Source organism: Microbacterium helvum (assembly GCF_014779795.1).
Taxonomy (GTDB): domain Bacteria; phylum Actinomycetota; class Actinomycetes; order Actinomycetales; family Microbacteriaceae; genus Microbacterium; species Microbacterium helvum.
The window spans coordinates 38,108-51,602 of record NZ_JACXZS010000015.1 but is presented as its reverse complement, the minus strand read 5'-3'; the positions used below and the strand labels follow the sequence as shown (position 1 = coordinate 51,602).

Sequence of the window (13,495 nt, the reverse complement as noted above, 5' to 3'; positions counted from 1 at the left end):
CCCTAAAGTCCGGGCGCGGATGCCGATTTCGACAGCGCGGACAGGGTCGACCCGTTCGTCTGAGCGACGCTCATACGCCGATGCGCAGGGTCGGCAGGCCCAGCGAGACCGCGCGCGGAGCGCCCGTCTCGCCCGCGGGCGCAGGGATCGCGCACGACTCGGCCTGCGAACGATCCCAGGCGTCGCCGGAGCGCGTGCGACGGATGCGCAGCGGCGCCCCGTCGGGCGAGTCCGCGAGCAGGTGGAACGGTGCGGCGTGCGTCACGACGACAGAGACGACGTCACCCGGTCGCGGCTTCTCGGAGCCCGCCGGGACCTCGAAGTGCACGAGCCGGTTGTCTTCGGCACGACCGGTGAGGCGGTGCGTCTCAGCGTCCTTCTTGCCCTCGCCGGTCGACACCAGCACCTGCACGTCGCGGCCGACCTGCTTCTGGTTCTCTTCGAGCGAAATGCGCTCCTGCAGGGCGATCAGGCGCTCGTAGCGCTCCTGCACGACCTCTTTCGGCACCTGGTCCGTCATGGTCGCCGCAGGCGTGCCCTCGCGGATCGAGTACTGGAACGTGAACGCGCTCGCGAACCGCGCCTGCTCGACCACCCGCATGGTGTCTTCGAAGTCCTCGTCGGTCTCGCCGGGGAAGCCGACGATGATGTCAGTCGAGATCGCGGCGTCGGGCATCTTGGCGCGCACGCGGTCGAGGATGCCGAGGAACCTCTCGCTGCGGTACGACCGGCGCATCGCCTTGAGGATGCGGTCGCTGCCCGACTGCAGCGGCATGTGCAGCTGCGGCATGACGGCGGGGGTCTCGGCCATCGCGTCGATGACGTCGTCCGTGAACGCGGCCGGGTGGGGGCTCGTGAAGCGGATCCGCTCGAGGCCGTCGATCTCGCCCGCTGCGCGCAGCAGCTTGCCGAACGCCTGACGGTCGCCGAACTCGACGCCGTACGAGTTGACGTTCTGGCCGAGGAGGGTGACCTCCATCGCGCCATCGTCGACGAGCAGGCGGATCTCATTCAGGATGTCGCCGGGACGGCGGTCCTTCTCTTTGCCGCGCAGGCTCGGCACGATGCAGAAGGTGCAGGTGTTGTTGCACCCGACCGAGATCGACACCCAGCCGCTGTACACGCTGTCGCGCTTGGTGGGCAGCGTCGACGGAAAGATCTCGAGGGATTCCAGGATCTCGAGCTCTGCCTCGCCGTTGTGACGGGCACGCTCCAGCAGGCTGGGCAGCGACCCCATGTTGTGGGTGCCGAAGACGACGTCGACCCACGGCGCCTTCTGCTGCACGACGTCCTTGTCCATCTGCGCGAGGCAGCCCCCGACGGCGATCTGCATGCCCTCGTGCTTGTCTTTGCGGGACTTCAGATGGCCGAGCGTGCCGTAGAGCTTGCCGGCGGCGTTGTCGCGCACGGCGCACGTGTTGATGACGACGACGTCGGCTTCTTCGCCGACCTCGGCGCGCACGTAGCCGGCGCTCTCGAGCGAGCCGGAGAGCCGCTCGGAATCGTGCACATTCATCTGGCAGCCGAACGTGCGCACCTCATAGGTGCGGGCGCGACCGTCGGCGTCGATCGACGCGTCCGACGGCGCGATGAGAGTCGGTGAAGCGGAAGGGGAAGACATGATCCCGCCATTCTACGAGCCGCGGCTGGGCACGAGTCCGGACCGCGGATGCCGCCACCGGACCGTCAGCCCTGCACGGCGGCATCCTCCAGCCACGCGAGCGCGCGTTCGATGTTGTCACGGGCGGTCTGCTGGTAGCCGGCCACCCACTCCCCCTCGTAGCCCCGGATGACCGGTTCGCTGGCGAGGATCAGCGAGAAGTACAGGTGCGACAGCTGCAGGCGCGCCGGTCCGGTGGGCGACGCGAGTTCGGCCGCGAGGATGCCGCCGGCCCCGGAGTTGCCGGCCAGCAGGTCGGCATCGGGGTCGCCGTGTCCGAGCTGGTCCGCACCCGCGAGTTCGTGGAGCGGGTCGCCCCACAGCGTGCGCTCGGTGTCGATGATGCCGACGATGTCGAGCGTCGCGGGGTCGACGAAGATGTTGCCGGCCCACAGGTCCGTGTGCACGACGACGGGGCGCGTGACGGCATCCAGTGCTGCTCCGTGCGCCGCTACCGCGGCACGCACGCGGACGGCGGGAAGCGCGACGTCCCAGCGCTGGGCGTCGGCGAGCACTGCGTCGATCATGGCGCCGAACGCGGAGCGCCAGCTGTCGCCCGACAGCGCGGCATCGACCGCCGGGTAGCCGAACCTCGGCGCGGCGACGCGATGCAGATCAGCCATGACGGCGCCGAGTCCGCGGCGCACGACGGCGTTCTGTGCGTCGTCGAGCTGCACGTCGAGCCACGGGACGCCGGGCAGGTGCTCGGCGACCACCACGTCGGCGTCGACGGCGGCGCGGCTGAAATCGGTGTGCAGCACCTGCGGCACGGGCACACCGCTGTCGCTGAGCATCCGGTAGGTGAGCGCCTCGGTGCCCAGCAACCCCAGCTCGTAGCGGTAGAGACGCGACGTGTCGGCTCCCACGATCTTGGCCACCGCGCGGCGCCCGTCGTCGAACTGCACGCGGTAGGCGGTGGCGAACATTCCGCCCGACAGCACTTCGGCGGAGGTGAGCCGCCCGACCGGGGCGACGAGGGCCGTGAGCTGCTCGTCATCGAGCACGAACTTCGTGAGCACCCGCTCACCTTAGCGGTGGGACGAGCGCCCGCCGTGCCGTGTGTCGAGAGGACCGTGCGCCCGTGTTTCGGGGCATCATTCGAAACGCACGCGACCCACGGGACGATTGAGCTCGTCCAGCGCCTGACGGGCCGCGTTCATCGCCACCGGACCGCCGTACCCGCGCCGCGCGAGCTGACCCGCGAGCCGTCGGAGGGCGACATCCCGCTCGAGACCGCGCATCGACGACGCCTTCGTGCGCGCGAACTCCAGGGCGCGCTCGAGGTCGTCGTCCGGCAGCTCATCGAGGGCCGAATCCGCGATGTCGCGCGCGATCCCGCGCTTGGCGAGTGTCTGCGCGATCGCCTTTCGCCCTTGTCCCTTGCGATCCGATCCGGAGTGGACGATCTGCTCGGCGAGCTTCGCATCGTCGAGATAGCCCAGACGCTCGAAAGACGCGATCAGCTCTTCGCTCGTCTCGTCGTCGAGGTCGTGCTCACGCAGGACGGTGCGCGCCTCGCGCAGGGACAGCGATCGCGCACGGAGCTTCTTCAGCAGGCCCTTCTCGGCCCGGTCGCGAGCATCCGCGGCCGCGTCCGCGGGGTCCGGCGCGCGCAGGTGAGAAGTGTCGTTGCCGAACCGGTCATACTCGCCGTCGTCCGCAGGCTCGGGATCGTCTGCCCATGTCGCGTTCCAGGCGGGCTCAGGGGGTGGGGCGATCGCGGCCGCGCCACCGAAGATCGGGATGACGGGAGCGAGCGATTCGCGCTCGCTCCCGTCCTCGAAGCGAGGCATCACGCCGGGCGGCGGGCGGCCAGCTCGTCAGCGGTCGTGCCCTCGGCAGCCGCGCCGCGCGGCTGGCCGATCCCGAGCTTGACCTTGATCTTCGACTCGATGTCAGCCGCGACGTCCTCGTTCTTGAGGAGGAAGTTGCGGGCGTTCTCTTTGCCCTGACCGAGCTGCTCGCCGTCGTAGGTGTACCAGGCTCCCGACTTCTTGACGATGCCGTGCTCCACGCCGAAGTCGATGAGGCTGCCCTCGCGCGAGATGCCGACGCCGTACAGGATGTCGAACTCGGCCTGCTTGAACGGCGGCGCCATCTTGTTCTTGACGACCTTGACGCGGGTGCGGTTGCCGACCGCGTCGGAGCCGTCCTTCAGCGTCTCGATGCGACGGATGTCGAGACGCACCGACGCGTAGAACTTCAGCGCCTTGCCGCCCGCGGTGGTCTCGGGCGAGCCGAAGAACACGCCGATCTTCTCGCGCAGCTGGTTGATGAAGATCATCGTGGTGTTGGTCTGGTTGAGACCACCGGTGAGCTTGCGGAGCGCCTGCGACATGAGGCGCGCCTGCAGACCCACGTGGGAGTCGCCCATCTCGCCCTCGATCTCGGCCTTGGGAACGAGCGCCGCGACCGAGTCGATGACGATCAGGTCGATCGCGCCGGAACGCACCAGCATGTCGGCGATCTCGAGCGCCTGCTCACCCGTGTCGGGCTGCGACACGAGCAGCGCGTCGATGTCGACGCCGAGCTTCTGGGCATAGTCGGGATCGAGCGCGTGCTCGGCGTCGATGAACGCGGCGATGCCGCCTGCGCGCTGCGCGTTGGCGATCGCGTGCAGGGTCAGGGTCGTCTTACCCGACGACTCCGGGCCGTAGATCTCGATGATGCGGCCGCGCGGGAGCCCGCCGATGCCGAGCGCGACGTCGAGGGCGATCGAGCCGGTGGGGACGACCTCGACGGGAGCACGCTCGTCGCTGCCGAGACGCATCACCGAGCCCTTCCCGAACTGCCGGTCGATCTGGGCGAGGGCCGATTCGAGGGCCTTCTCGCGGTCTGCGGGTGAGGGCATGGCGTGCTCCTTCTGCTTGCGTTCCGTCGCCTGTAGGCTGTCGCGCTCCGCCCCGGTGGAACGGATGCTGCGACAAGGCGTGTGGTGTCGTTCGACGTGGATCACGTTAGGGGTGGGTTCCGACATCGGCCCTCGCCCGGGCCCCGTCACGTGGAAAACACGTCCTCGACACCTTCTGTGGAGGACACTACGCGGATCTCGAACAGATATTCGACGACACGCCGCGCCGCGGTGTGCGCGGAACCTGAATCAGAGCCGGCGCGGTTCGAGACGACCCACGCCGTAGCGACGCTCGACCGGAACGTCCAGCTCCGCGCACAGCGCGAGCCACACCAGGCGAGGGTCCACCCCGGCCGCGAGGGCGTCGGCGGCGGTGCGGCCGCCGATGTCCGCGAGGATCAGATCCGTCACGACGGAATCGGCGCGTGCGCCGAACTCATCGTGCACAGCCCGATGGAACTCACTGCGACGCATAGCGGTCAGGCTGCTCCTGGGCTCGGTGAGAGGACGCGGCTCAGCGCAGCGACAGTTCGGCGTCGACGGAGGCGACCAGGTCGTCGGGCACCACGTCGGGGAAGGTCTGCAGGCCCTCAAGGACCGAGATGCGGTCACCGACCTCGCGCATGATCATCGAGATCGGGACGTCGAGCGCCTCGGCGACCGAGGCGAGGATCTCGCTCGAGGCCTCCTTCTGGCCCCGCTCCACCTCGCTCAGGTAGCCGAGAGCGACGCTGGCGCGGCTCGCGACCTGGCGGAGGGTCCGCCCCTTCTGCTGGCGGAGATCACGAAGCACTTCGCCGATCTCTTGACGTACCAGGATCATCAGGGCCCCTCCTCACTTCTGATTCCACCGTCTTCCGGGTGGCCAACAGTACAGCACCGGATGATGTCAATCTAATCCCGTGAACTGGGCAATGGGTGGGAATCACCGAATGTAACCGAGACGAAACACCGTCTGTTCCCGGCCCGAGCGAAGACGAACGGATGCCTCACAGCACCTCGAGTGCGAGCCCGAGCACGCGCCGCACGGTCTCGGTGCGGATCTCGTCGCGTGTGCCCGACAGCGCCAGTTCGATCGTCCGGGCGGCATCGGGCGTCACGACCGCGACGTGGACCGTGCCGACCGGCTTGCCGTCCTGCGGGTCCGGGCCCGCCACGCCGGTCGTCGCAAGACCGACGTCGGCACCCAGCACGCGACGCACCCCCTCGGCCATCGCGACCGCGACGTCGGCGTCGACCGGCCCACGCGAAGCCAGGAGCCGCGCATCCACGCCGAGCACGCTGGCCTTCAGGTCGGTCGCGTAGGCGACGATCCCTCCGCGTACGTGGGCCGAGGCGCCGGGCACGTCCACGAGGGCCGCGGTCACGCGCCCGCCGGTGAGCGACTCGGCCGCCGCGATCGTCCAGCCGTGACCGCCGAGCGCGCGCAGCACGGCGACCGCGGCAACCCCTGTCACGGAAGCGACCGTTTCGCGCGGGCCGCGCGCACCTCGGTCACGACATAGTCGATGCCGCTCGCGATCGTGAGGATCACGGCGATCGTCATCGTGACCCCGTTGACCCAGAAGATCCAGTCGCCCACGAGGGTCCACAGCGGCAGCAGGGCGAGCGACAGCGCCACGGCCTGCGCCAGGGTCTTGAGCTTGCCCATCCAGGCGGCGGCGAGCACGTGGTCGCTCACGACCATGAAGCGGTAGACCGTGATGCCCACCTCACGGATCAGGACCACGATCGTGACCCACCAGGGCAGCTCGCCGAGGATCGACAGCCCTATGAACGCGAAGCCGGTCAGCACCTTGTCGGCGATCGGATCCAGCAGCTTGCCGAGATCCGTGACGATGTCGTGCCTGCGGGCAAGGTACCCGTCGATCCCATCGGTCGCGATCGCGACGATGAACAGCGCCGCCGCCCACCAGCGCATCGCCCCGTCGGCGCCCCCGTCCGCCAGAAGAAGCCAGAGGAAGACCGGTGCGCACAGGATGCGCACGATCGTGATCGTGTTCGGCAGCTGCCGCGGGATGGCCATGCGCCGAGCCTATCGATGCCGTCGGCTCAGTCGCGGCCGGTGAGGCCCCAGGCGTCCTCGGAGCCCTCGTCGCCGTCCACGACCGGGTAGCCGTCGAACTGCGAGGCCACGGCATCCTGACCGTACTGATCGGGTGGCGCGGCAGCAGGCGCAGGGGCCGCGGCGGGGACGTCCTCGCCGCGCAGGCGTGCGAGCACAGACGGCAGCTGATCCGGCGTCACCAGGACGTCGCGAGCCTTCGAACCCTCGGACGGACCGACGATCTCACGCGACTCGAGCAGGTCCATGAGGCGGCCGGCCTTCGCGAAGCCGACGCGCAGCTTGCGCTGCAGCATCGACGTGGAGCCGAACTGCGTCGAGATGATCTGCTCGGCGGCGGCCAGCAGCAGGTCGAGGTCATCGCCGATGTCGGCGTCGATCTCCTTCTTCTCGGCCACCGCCGCGACGTCGGCGCGGTACTCGGGCCGGGCCTGCTGCGTGACGTGCTTGACGACGGTCTCGATCTCACTCTCGCTGACCCACGCGCCCTGCACGCGCAGGGCTTTGGAGGCGCCCATCGGCAGGAACAGTCCGTCGCCCTGACCGATGAGGCGGTCGGCGCCGGGCTGATCGAGGATGACGCGCGAGTCCGTGACGCTCGTCACCGCGAATGCGAGACGCGACGGCACGTTGGCCTTGATCAGACCCGTCACGACGTCGACCGACGGTCGCTGAGTCGCGAGGACGAGGTGGATGCCCGACGCGCGGGCGAGCTGGGTGATGCGGACGATCGAGTCCTCGACATCGCGAGGGGCGACCATCATCAGGTCGGCGAGCTCGTCGACGACGACCAGCAGGTACGGGTAGGGCTTGAGCACGCGCTCGCTGCCCGGCGGCAGAGTGATCTCTCCGGCGACGACGGCCTTGTTGAAGTCGTCGATGTGGCGGAAGCCGAACGACGCCAGGTCGTCGTACCGCATGTCCATCTCTTTGACGACCCACTGCAGCGCCTCGGCCGCCTTCTTGGGGTTCGTGATGATGGGCGTGATGAGGTGCGGCACGCCGGCGTACGACGTCAGCTCCACGCGCTTCGGGTCGATCAGCACCATGCGCACGTCCGCCGGCTTGGCGCGCATCAGCAGGCTCGTGATCATCGAGTTCACGAAGCTCGACTTTCCCGAGCCGGTCGAGCCTGCCACCAGCAGGTGCGGCATCTTCGCGAGGTTGGCGATCACGTAGCCGCCGCCGACGTCCTTGCCGACGCCGATGGTCATCGGGTGCGTCTGGCTGGTCGCCGTCTGCGATCGCAGCACGTCGCCCAGCGTCACGATCTCGCGGTCGGTGTTCGGGATCTCGACGCCGATCGCGCTCTTGCCGGGGATCGGCGCGAGGATGCGCACCTCGTTGGAGGCGACCGCGTACGCGATGTTGTTCGTCAGCGCCGTGATGCGCTCGACCTTGACGCCCGGACCGAGCTCGATCTCGTACTGCGTCACCGTCGGGCCGCGCGAGAAGCCGGTGACCCGCGCGTCGACCGAGAACTGGTCGAGCACGCTCGTGATCGCGCGGACCGTGTCGTCGTTCGCCTGCGACCGCGCGACGTGCGGCGAGCCCGCCGCGAGGGAGTTGACCGACGGCAGGCGGTACGGGGCGGTCGGGGCACCGGGCGCGGGCGACGAGCCGATGCCGTCGAGCCCCGGGAGCAGCCCGTCGTCCTCGATGACCTCGGCATCGTCCCGCAACGACGTGCGAGAAGACGTGGCCGCCTTCGCCGCCGAGAGCACGGCGGGATCGATGACCTCGGTGAGCGCATCGGTCGCCGGCGCGGGCGGCGGCGGCACGGTGGGGGCGATGGCCTGATCGAATCCGCCCTGCGGCGATCCCAGCAGCTCAGTGAGATCCTGAGATCCGAGACCGCCTTCGGGATCCTTCTCACGCCCGGTCTTGTTGCGCCGCCAGAACGGCAGCGAGGAGTCGCCCTCGTCTTCCGCCTGCGCGGCGGCTGCGGCATCCACCGGCTTCTCTTCACGCGGCTCGGCGCCGAACATCCAGCGATACAGCTCGCCCAGTCGGCGGCCGATGCGGTTGGGCGGCGTCTTGGTGATGATCAGCACGCTGAGCACGGCCAGCAGCGACAGCACGATGTACGCGCCCACGTCGGTCAGCAGGAACGCGAGCGGCTCACCGAGCATCCAGCCGAAGAGACCCCCCGCCTCGCTCAGCGCGGGCAGCAGCTCGCTCGGCTGCGGACGCCCGCCCGCGACATGGCAGAAGCCGGCGATCGTCACGATGAGCAGGCCGAAGCCGATGCCGACGCGCCCGTTGTCGTGCACGGACGAAGGATGCCGGAACATCCAGCCGGCGAGCATGAGCAGCAGCACCGGCAGCACGAACGCCTCGCGCCCGACCAGAGCACCCACTGAATACGCGCTGATGGTCTTGGCGACCTCGTTGCCGATGAAGAACCACTCGTTCACGGCGCCGGCGATCGCCAGCAGCACGAGGAAGAACGGGAAGCCGTCGCGCCGCTGATCCTTCTCGAGCACCTCAGGCCCGAACGCGCGGAACAGGCCGCCGGTCGCGTGCGCGAGCGCCATCCACGCCCGCACCACGACGGGCGGCCGATCGGACTCCCCCACGTAGCGCTTGGGAGCCGGCGCAGGCTTGGCCACCGCCGGCTTGCGCGCGGTCGAAGACGACGACGAGCGCGCGCTCGACGTGTTCGAGGACGCGCGCGAGCCCTTGGTCGTGCTGGTGCTCCTGGGCATCCCCCCACGGTAGGCCGGATCCCCGACATTTCCGCGGAACCACGCCGCTGCAGGCCTCAGCGCAGCCGCTTGACCATCGTGTCGCGGCCGACGCCGCTGCGCACCACCGCGAAACCCTCGCTGCGGTACAGGGTCGCCGCGAAATTACCGCGCTCGACGCTCAGGCTCAGTCGCGCGAAGCCGTCGGAACGCGCCCGCTCGCACAGGCTCTGCAGCAGCGCGCGCCCCACCCCGTGGGCGCGCCACACCGGTCGCACGCCGATGATGAGCTCGGGCACACCGGTGCCCACGTAGCCGAAGCCGGGGTCCGTGCGCGGCAGCATGCGATACCACGCGGCGCCGACCGGGCCACCCGTGGCGTCCTCGGCGACGAACCCCGCATCTCCCGGCCGCATCCAGCCGGCGACGTAACGGCGGTGATCGTCGCCGCCGAGGATCTCGTGCCGCGGCCGCGCGCCGCCCTGCCGCCAGTTCGCGGCCTCGACGACCATGTCGCCCAGGAACGACCCGTCGGCCGCCACGGCGGGCCGGATGCGGAACGAAGACGCCACGGGGCGATCGTACGGCGCACGTGTTACGGGCGGATGACGGCGTCAGGCTTCGATTCTCCGCCCTCGGGTGATCTCGCTACGCTTCGATTCTCCGCCCTCGGGTGATCTCGCTACGCTTCGATCACGAGCGGCACGATCATCGGCCGGCGGCGCAGCGACTGGTTGACCCAGCGGCCGATCGTGCGGCGCACGACCTGCGACAGCGCGTGCTGGTCGCGCACGCCGGACTGGGCCGCCTCGGCGAGCGCCGCGGCGATCTTGGGCTTGACGTCCTCGAACACGGCGTCGTCCTCGGCGAAGCCGCGGGCGTGCACCTCGGGGCCCGAGATGACCTTGCCGGTCGATGCGTCGACGACCACGATCACCGAGATGAAGCCCTCTTCGCCAAGGATGCGGCGGTCCTTCAGATCGGCATCGGTGATCTCGCCGACCGTCGAGCCGTCGACGTACACGAAGCCGAGGTCCAGCTGCCCGACCACCTCGGCGACGCCGTCGCGCAGGTCGATCACGGTTCCGTTCTCGGCGAGCAGCGTGCGCTCCTCGGGGATGCCGGTGTCCTGCGCGAGACGGGCGTTGGCCATCAGGTGCCGGTACTCGCCGTGCACGGGCAGCACGTTGCGGGGCTTCAGGATGTTGTAGCAGTAGAGCAGCTCGCCCGCCGCGGCGTGGCCCGACACGTGCACCTTGGCGTTGCCCTTGTGCACGACGTTCGCGCCGAGCTTGGTGAGCCCGTCGATCACGCGGTACACCGCGTTCTCGTTGCCCGGGATGAGGCTCGAGGCGAGGATCACCGTGTCGCCGGGGCCGGGCTCGATCGCGTGGTCGAGGTTCGCCATGCGGCTCAGCACCGCCATCGGCTCGCCCTGCGACCCGGTCGACATGTAGACGATCTGGTCGTCGGGCAGATCCCGCGCCTTCTTGTAGTCGATGAGGACGCCGTCCGGCACCTTGAGGTAGCCGAGGTCCTCGGCGATCGTCATGTTGCGGACCATGCTGCGACCGAGGAACGCGACGCGACGGCCGTGGGCGGCCGCGGCATCCAGCACCTGCTGAACACGGTGCACGTGACTGGAGAAGCTCGCCACCACCACGCGCCGCGGCGCCTTGCCGATGACCTGGTCGAGCACGGGACCGATGGAGCGCTCGGTGGGCGTGAAGCCGGGCACGTCCGCATTCGTCGAGTCCACGAGGAACAGGTCGACGCCCTCTTCGCCGAGCCGCGCGAACGCACGCAGGTCGGTGATGCGGTCATCCAACGGCAGCTGGTCCATCTTGAAGTCGCCCGTGGCGAGCACCAGGCCCGCGGGCGTGCGGATCGCGACCGCGAGCGCGTCGGGGATCGAGTGGTTGACCGCGACGAACTCGAGCTCGAACGGGCCGAGGTTCTCGCGCTGCCCCTCGGCGACCGTCAGCGTGAACGGCCGGATGCGGTGCTCCTTGAGCTTCGCCTCGACCAGGGCGAGCGTCAGCCCCGACCCGATGAGCGGGATGTCGCTCTTGAGCTTCAGCAGGTACGGCACCGCGCCGATGTGGTCCTCGTGGCCGTGCGTCAGCACGACGCCCACGATGTCGTCGAGCCGGTGCTTGATCGGCTCGAAGTCGGGGAGGATCAGGTCGACGCCGGGCTGATGCTCCTCGGGGAACAGCACTCCGCAGTCGACGATCAGCAGCTTGCCGCCGTACTCGAACACGGTCATGTTGCGACCGACCTCGCCGAGGCCGCCGAGCGGGACGATCCGGAGGGTTCCCGCTTCCAGCTCAGGCGGGTCGTACAGTGTGGTGGGCATCGTGAGGCCTCCTCCGGATGCCGCGGCATCCGTTCATCTGTCCCGCCGCCGCGTGCGCGGCGGCGGGATCCGTCATCTCGTGGTGCCCGAGACCTTCGGCAGCGCGCCGCCGGCGGCGGCGTTGCGGTCGGGGCGGAAGTTCGAGAAGTCCGCGCCGGGCACGTCGGCGACCAGCGCCAGCTCGTCTTCGATCATCGCGGCCTCCCACTCCTCCGGGCCGACCAGGGGCAGCCGGACGCGGGGGCTGGAGATCCGGCCCAGTCCGTGCAGCACGTACTTCGTCGACACCGTGCCGGGCACGTGGGTCATGAGCGCCCGGACGAGCGGCTCGAGCCGCTTGTGCTCTGCGGTCGCGGCGGCGAGGTCACCGCGGTTGACGGCATCCACGATCACACGATACGGCTGGGCCGCGACGTTCGCGGTCACGCCGATCAGACCGGTCGCGCCGATCGCGAGATGCGGCAGCACGTTCGAGTCGTCGCCCGAGAAGTACATCAGGTCGGTCTGGTTGAGCACACGGCTCACCTCGCTGAAGTCGCCCTTGGCGTCCTTGATCGCGAGGATGTTGGGGTGCTTGGCCAGGCGCAGGATCGTCTCGTACTTGATCGGCACGCCGGTGCGGCCGGGGATGTCGTAGAGGATCACCGGCAGATCGGTCGCGTCGGCGACGAGGCGGAAGTGCGTCAGGATGCCGGCCTGCGTGGGCTTGTTGTAGTAGGGCGTGACGATCATGATGCCGTCGGCGCCGGCCTTCTCGCTGGCCTTGTAGAGCTCGATCGCGTGCGCGGTCTCGTTGGAGCCGCCGCCCGTGATGATCTTCGCCCGTCCGGCCGAGACATCCTTGCCCACCTCGACGAGGCGGAGCTTCTCCGCGTCGGTGAGGGTCGACGTCTCACCCGTGGTGCCGGTGACGACGATGCCGTCGGCCCCCGCGGTGATGACGTCGTCGATGTGCTTCTCGACACCGGGCCAGTCGACTTCGCCGTCGGCCGTCATGGGGGTGACGAGCGCGACGAGAACCTGTCCGAAGGGGTTGCCCGTATGCGTCATGACTTCAGGTTATCGGGATGCCGCACCCCGCGCGTACGGCCGGACCGCCGCCGCGGCGCTAGCGGCCGCGCTCGCCGATGCGCGCCGCGAGCGACGGCGGCGCGAAGCGCGCCAGGGTGACGAGCACCTTGTAACGCCAGGACGGGATCGACACCGCCGCTCCGCGCGCCGCGTCCCGCAGCGATTCGGCGACGACATCGCGCGCCTGCAGCCACATCAGGTCGGGCACGCCCTCTTCGCCGGGACCGAGCCCCATGCGCTCGTGGAAGCTCGTGTGCGTGTAGCCGGGGCACACGGCCGTCACGGTCACGCCGCGCGGGCGGTACCGGCCGTTGGCCCAGCGGCTGAAGCTCACCAGCCACCCCTTGCAGGCGCCGTACGTCGACCGCGGGATGAAGGCGGCCACCGAGGCGACGTTGACGATCCGGCCGTGACCGCGCTGCAGCATCGCCCCGAGCGCGGCGTGGGTCAGGCGCATCGGCACCTCGACATGAAGCTGGAGGTGGCGGACCTCGTCTTCTATGTCGTTGCTCTCGAAGGCCAGCGGAAGCCCGAACCCGGCGTTGTTGACGAGGATCTCGATCGGCCGCTGCGCGTCCGCGACGCGCGCCACGACCTTGTCGCGCTGGCGCGGCTTGACGAGATCGGCGGTCAGCACCTCGACCTGGACTCCGTACGTGGAGCGCAGCCGGCTCGCCAGCTGTTCGAGGGCGCCGCGATCGCGCGCGACGAGCACGAGGTCGGCCCCGAACGCGGCCAGCTGCCGCGCGTACTCCGCGCCGAGTCCCGAACTCGCCCCGGTGATGAGTGCCGTCTTGCCCAT

13 protein-coding genes are annotated in these 13,495 nt (G+C 69.6%); all 13 read right to left on the bottom strand.

Features of this window, described 5'->3' with window-relative positions; all coding sequences use genetic code 11:
- Nucleotides 1–70: 70 nt before the first annotated feature.
- The 13 genes from miaB to IF188_RS18485 all read right to left on the bottom strand — a co-directional run bounded on the left by miaB (nt 71) and on the right by IF188_RS18485 (nt 13,495).
- On the bottom strand, nt 71–1,621 hold the full coding sequence (gene miaB, locus IF188_RS18545) for a tRNA (N6-isopentenyl adenosine(37)-C2)-methylthiotransferase MiaB (protein ID WP_191173292.1): 1,551 nt from the start codon (nt 1,619–1,621) through the stop codon (nt 71–73).
- A gap of 65 nt (nt 1,622–1,686) precedes the next feature.
- Nucleotides 1,687–2,679 carry a phosphotransferase family protein gene (locus IF188_RS18540; protein WP_318152942.1) on the bottom strand — a complete coding sequence of 331 codons (993 nt, stop codon included), beginning with the start codon at nt 2,677–2,679 and terminating at the stop codon, nt 1,687–1,689.
- A 75-nt stretch (nt 2,680–2,754) separates the two neighbouring features.
- On the bottom strand, nt 2,755–3,453 hold the full coding sequence (locus IF188_RS18535) for a regulatory protein RecX (protein WP_191173291.1): 699 nt from the start codon (nt 3,451–3,453) through the stop codon (nt 2,755–2,757).
- Nucleotides 3,453–4,511 (bottom strand): recombinase RecA, encoded by a 1,059-nt coding sequence (gene recA, locus IF188_RS18530; protein WP_191173290.1) that lies wholly within the window; start codon nt 4,509–4,511, stop codon nt 3,453–3,455. Before recA ends, IF188_RS18535 begins: the two co-directional genes overlap by 1 nt.
- Before the next feature lie 249 nt (nt 4,512–4,760).
- A complete protein-coding gene (locus IF188_RS18525; protein ID WP_191173289.1) occupies nt 4,761–4,985 on the bottom strand; it encodes a DUF3046 domain-containing protein in 225 nt (74 codons plus the stop codon).
- A 40-nt stretch (nt 4,986–5,025) separates the two neighbouring features.
- Nucleotides 5,026–5,334 carry a helix-turn-helix domain-containing protein gene (locus tag IF188_RS18520; RefSeq protein ID WP_191173288.1) on the bottom strand — a complete coding sequence of 103 codons (309 nt, stop codon included), beginning with the start codon at nt 5,332–5,334 and terminating at the stop codon, nt 5,026–5,028.
- 166 nt (nt 5,335–5,500) lie between these two features.
- Complete coding sequence (locus IF188_RS18515; RefSeq protein WP_191173287.1) at nt 5,501–5,968, bottom strand: CinA family protein; 468 nt, start codon at nt 5,966–5,968, stop codon at nt 5,501–5,503.
- On the bottom strand, nt 5,965–6,537 hold the full coding sequence (gene pgsA, locus IF188_RS18510) for a CDP-diacylglycerol--glycerol-3-phosphate 3-phosphatidyltransferase (protein WP_191173286.1): 573 nt from the start codon (nt 6,535–6,537) through the stop codon (nt 5,965–5,967). Before pgsA ends, IF188_RS18515 begins: the two co-directional genes overlap by 4 nt.
- Nucleotides 6,538–6,563: 26 nt before the next feature.
- A complete protein-coding gene (locus tag IF188_RS18505) occupies nt 6,564–9,284 on the bottom strand; it encodes an FtsK/SpoIIIE family DNA translocase (protein WP_191173285.1) in 2,721 nt (906 codons plus the stop codon).
- 56 nt (nt 9,285–9,340) lie between these two features.
- Entirely contained in the window at nt 9,341–9,835 is a 495-nt protein-coding gene (locus IF188_RS18500; RefSeq protein ID WP_191173284.1) for a GNAT family N-acetyltransferase, read from the bottom strand.
- 110 nt (nt 9,836–9,945) lie between these two features.
- Complete coding sequence (locus IF188_RS18495) at nt 9,946–11,622, bottom strand: ribonuclease J (RefSeq protein ID WP_191173283.1); 1,677 nt, start codon at nt 11,620–11,622, stop codon at nt 9,946–9,948.
- Nucleotides 11,623–11,694: 72 nt separating this feature from the next.
- Nucleotides 11,695–12,672, bottom strand: coding sequence for a 4-hydroxy-tetrahydrodipicolinate synthase (dapA, locus tag IF188_RS18490; protein WP_191173282.1), 978 nt, complete (start codon nt 12,670–12,672; stop codon nt 11,695–11,697).
- 58 nt (nt 12,673–12,730) lie between these two features.
- Nucleotides 12,731–13,495: an SDR family NAD(P)-dependent oxidoreductase gene (locus IF188_RS18485; RefSeq protein WP_191173281.1), complete on the bottom strand. Its 765-nt coding sequence runs from the start codon at nt 13,493–13,495 to the stop codon at nt 12,731–12,733.

What these genes read in the sequence shown, in the direction of transcription:
- miaB (WP_191173292.1), bottom strand. Translation starts at nt 1,621, where the DNA reads ATGTCTTCCCCTTCCGCTTCACCGACTCTCATCGCGCCGTCGGACGCG.
- IF188_RS18535 (WP_191173291.1), bottom strand. Translation starts at nt 3,453, where the DNA reads ATGCCTCGCTTCGAGGACGGGAGCGAGCGCGAATCGCTCGCTCCCGTC.
- recA (WP_191173290.1), bottom strand. Translation starts at nt 4,511, where the DNA reads ATGCCCTCACCCGCAGACCGCGAGAAGGCCCTCGAATCGGCCCTCGCC.
- IF188_RS18525 (WP_191173289.1), bottom strand. Translation starts at nt 4,985, where the DNA reads ATGCGTCGCAGTGAGTTCCATCGGGCTGTGCACGATGAGTTCGGCGCA.
- IF188_RS18520 (WP_191173288.1), bottom strand. Translation starts at nt 5,334, where the DNA reads ATGATCCTGGTACGTCAAGAGATCGGCGAAGTGCTTCGTGATCTCCGC.
- pgsA (WP_191173286.1), bottom strand. Translation starts at nt 6,537, where the DNA reads ATGGCCATCCCGCGGCAGCTGCCGAACACGATCACGATCGTGCGCATC.
- IF188_RS18505 (WP_191173285.1), bottom strand. Translation starts at nt 9,284, where the DNA reads ATGCCCAGGAGCACCAGCACGACCAAGGGCTCGCGCGCGTCCTCGAAC.
- IF188_RS18495 (WP_191173283.1), bottom strand. Translation starts at nt 11,622, where the DNA reads ATGCCCACCACACTGTACGACCCGCCTGAGCTGGAAGCGGGAACCCTC.
- dapA (WP_191173282.1), bottom strand. Translation starts at nt 12,672, where the DNA reads ATGACGCATACGGGCAACCCCTTCGGACAGGTTCTCGTCGCGCTCGTC.
- IF188_RS18485 (WP_191173281.1), bottom strand. Translation starts at nt 13,495, where the DNA reads ATGGGCAAGACGGCACTCATCACCGGGGCGAGTTCGGGACTCGGCGCG.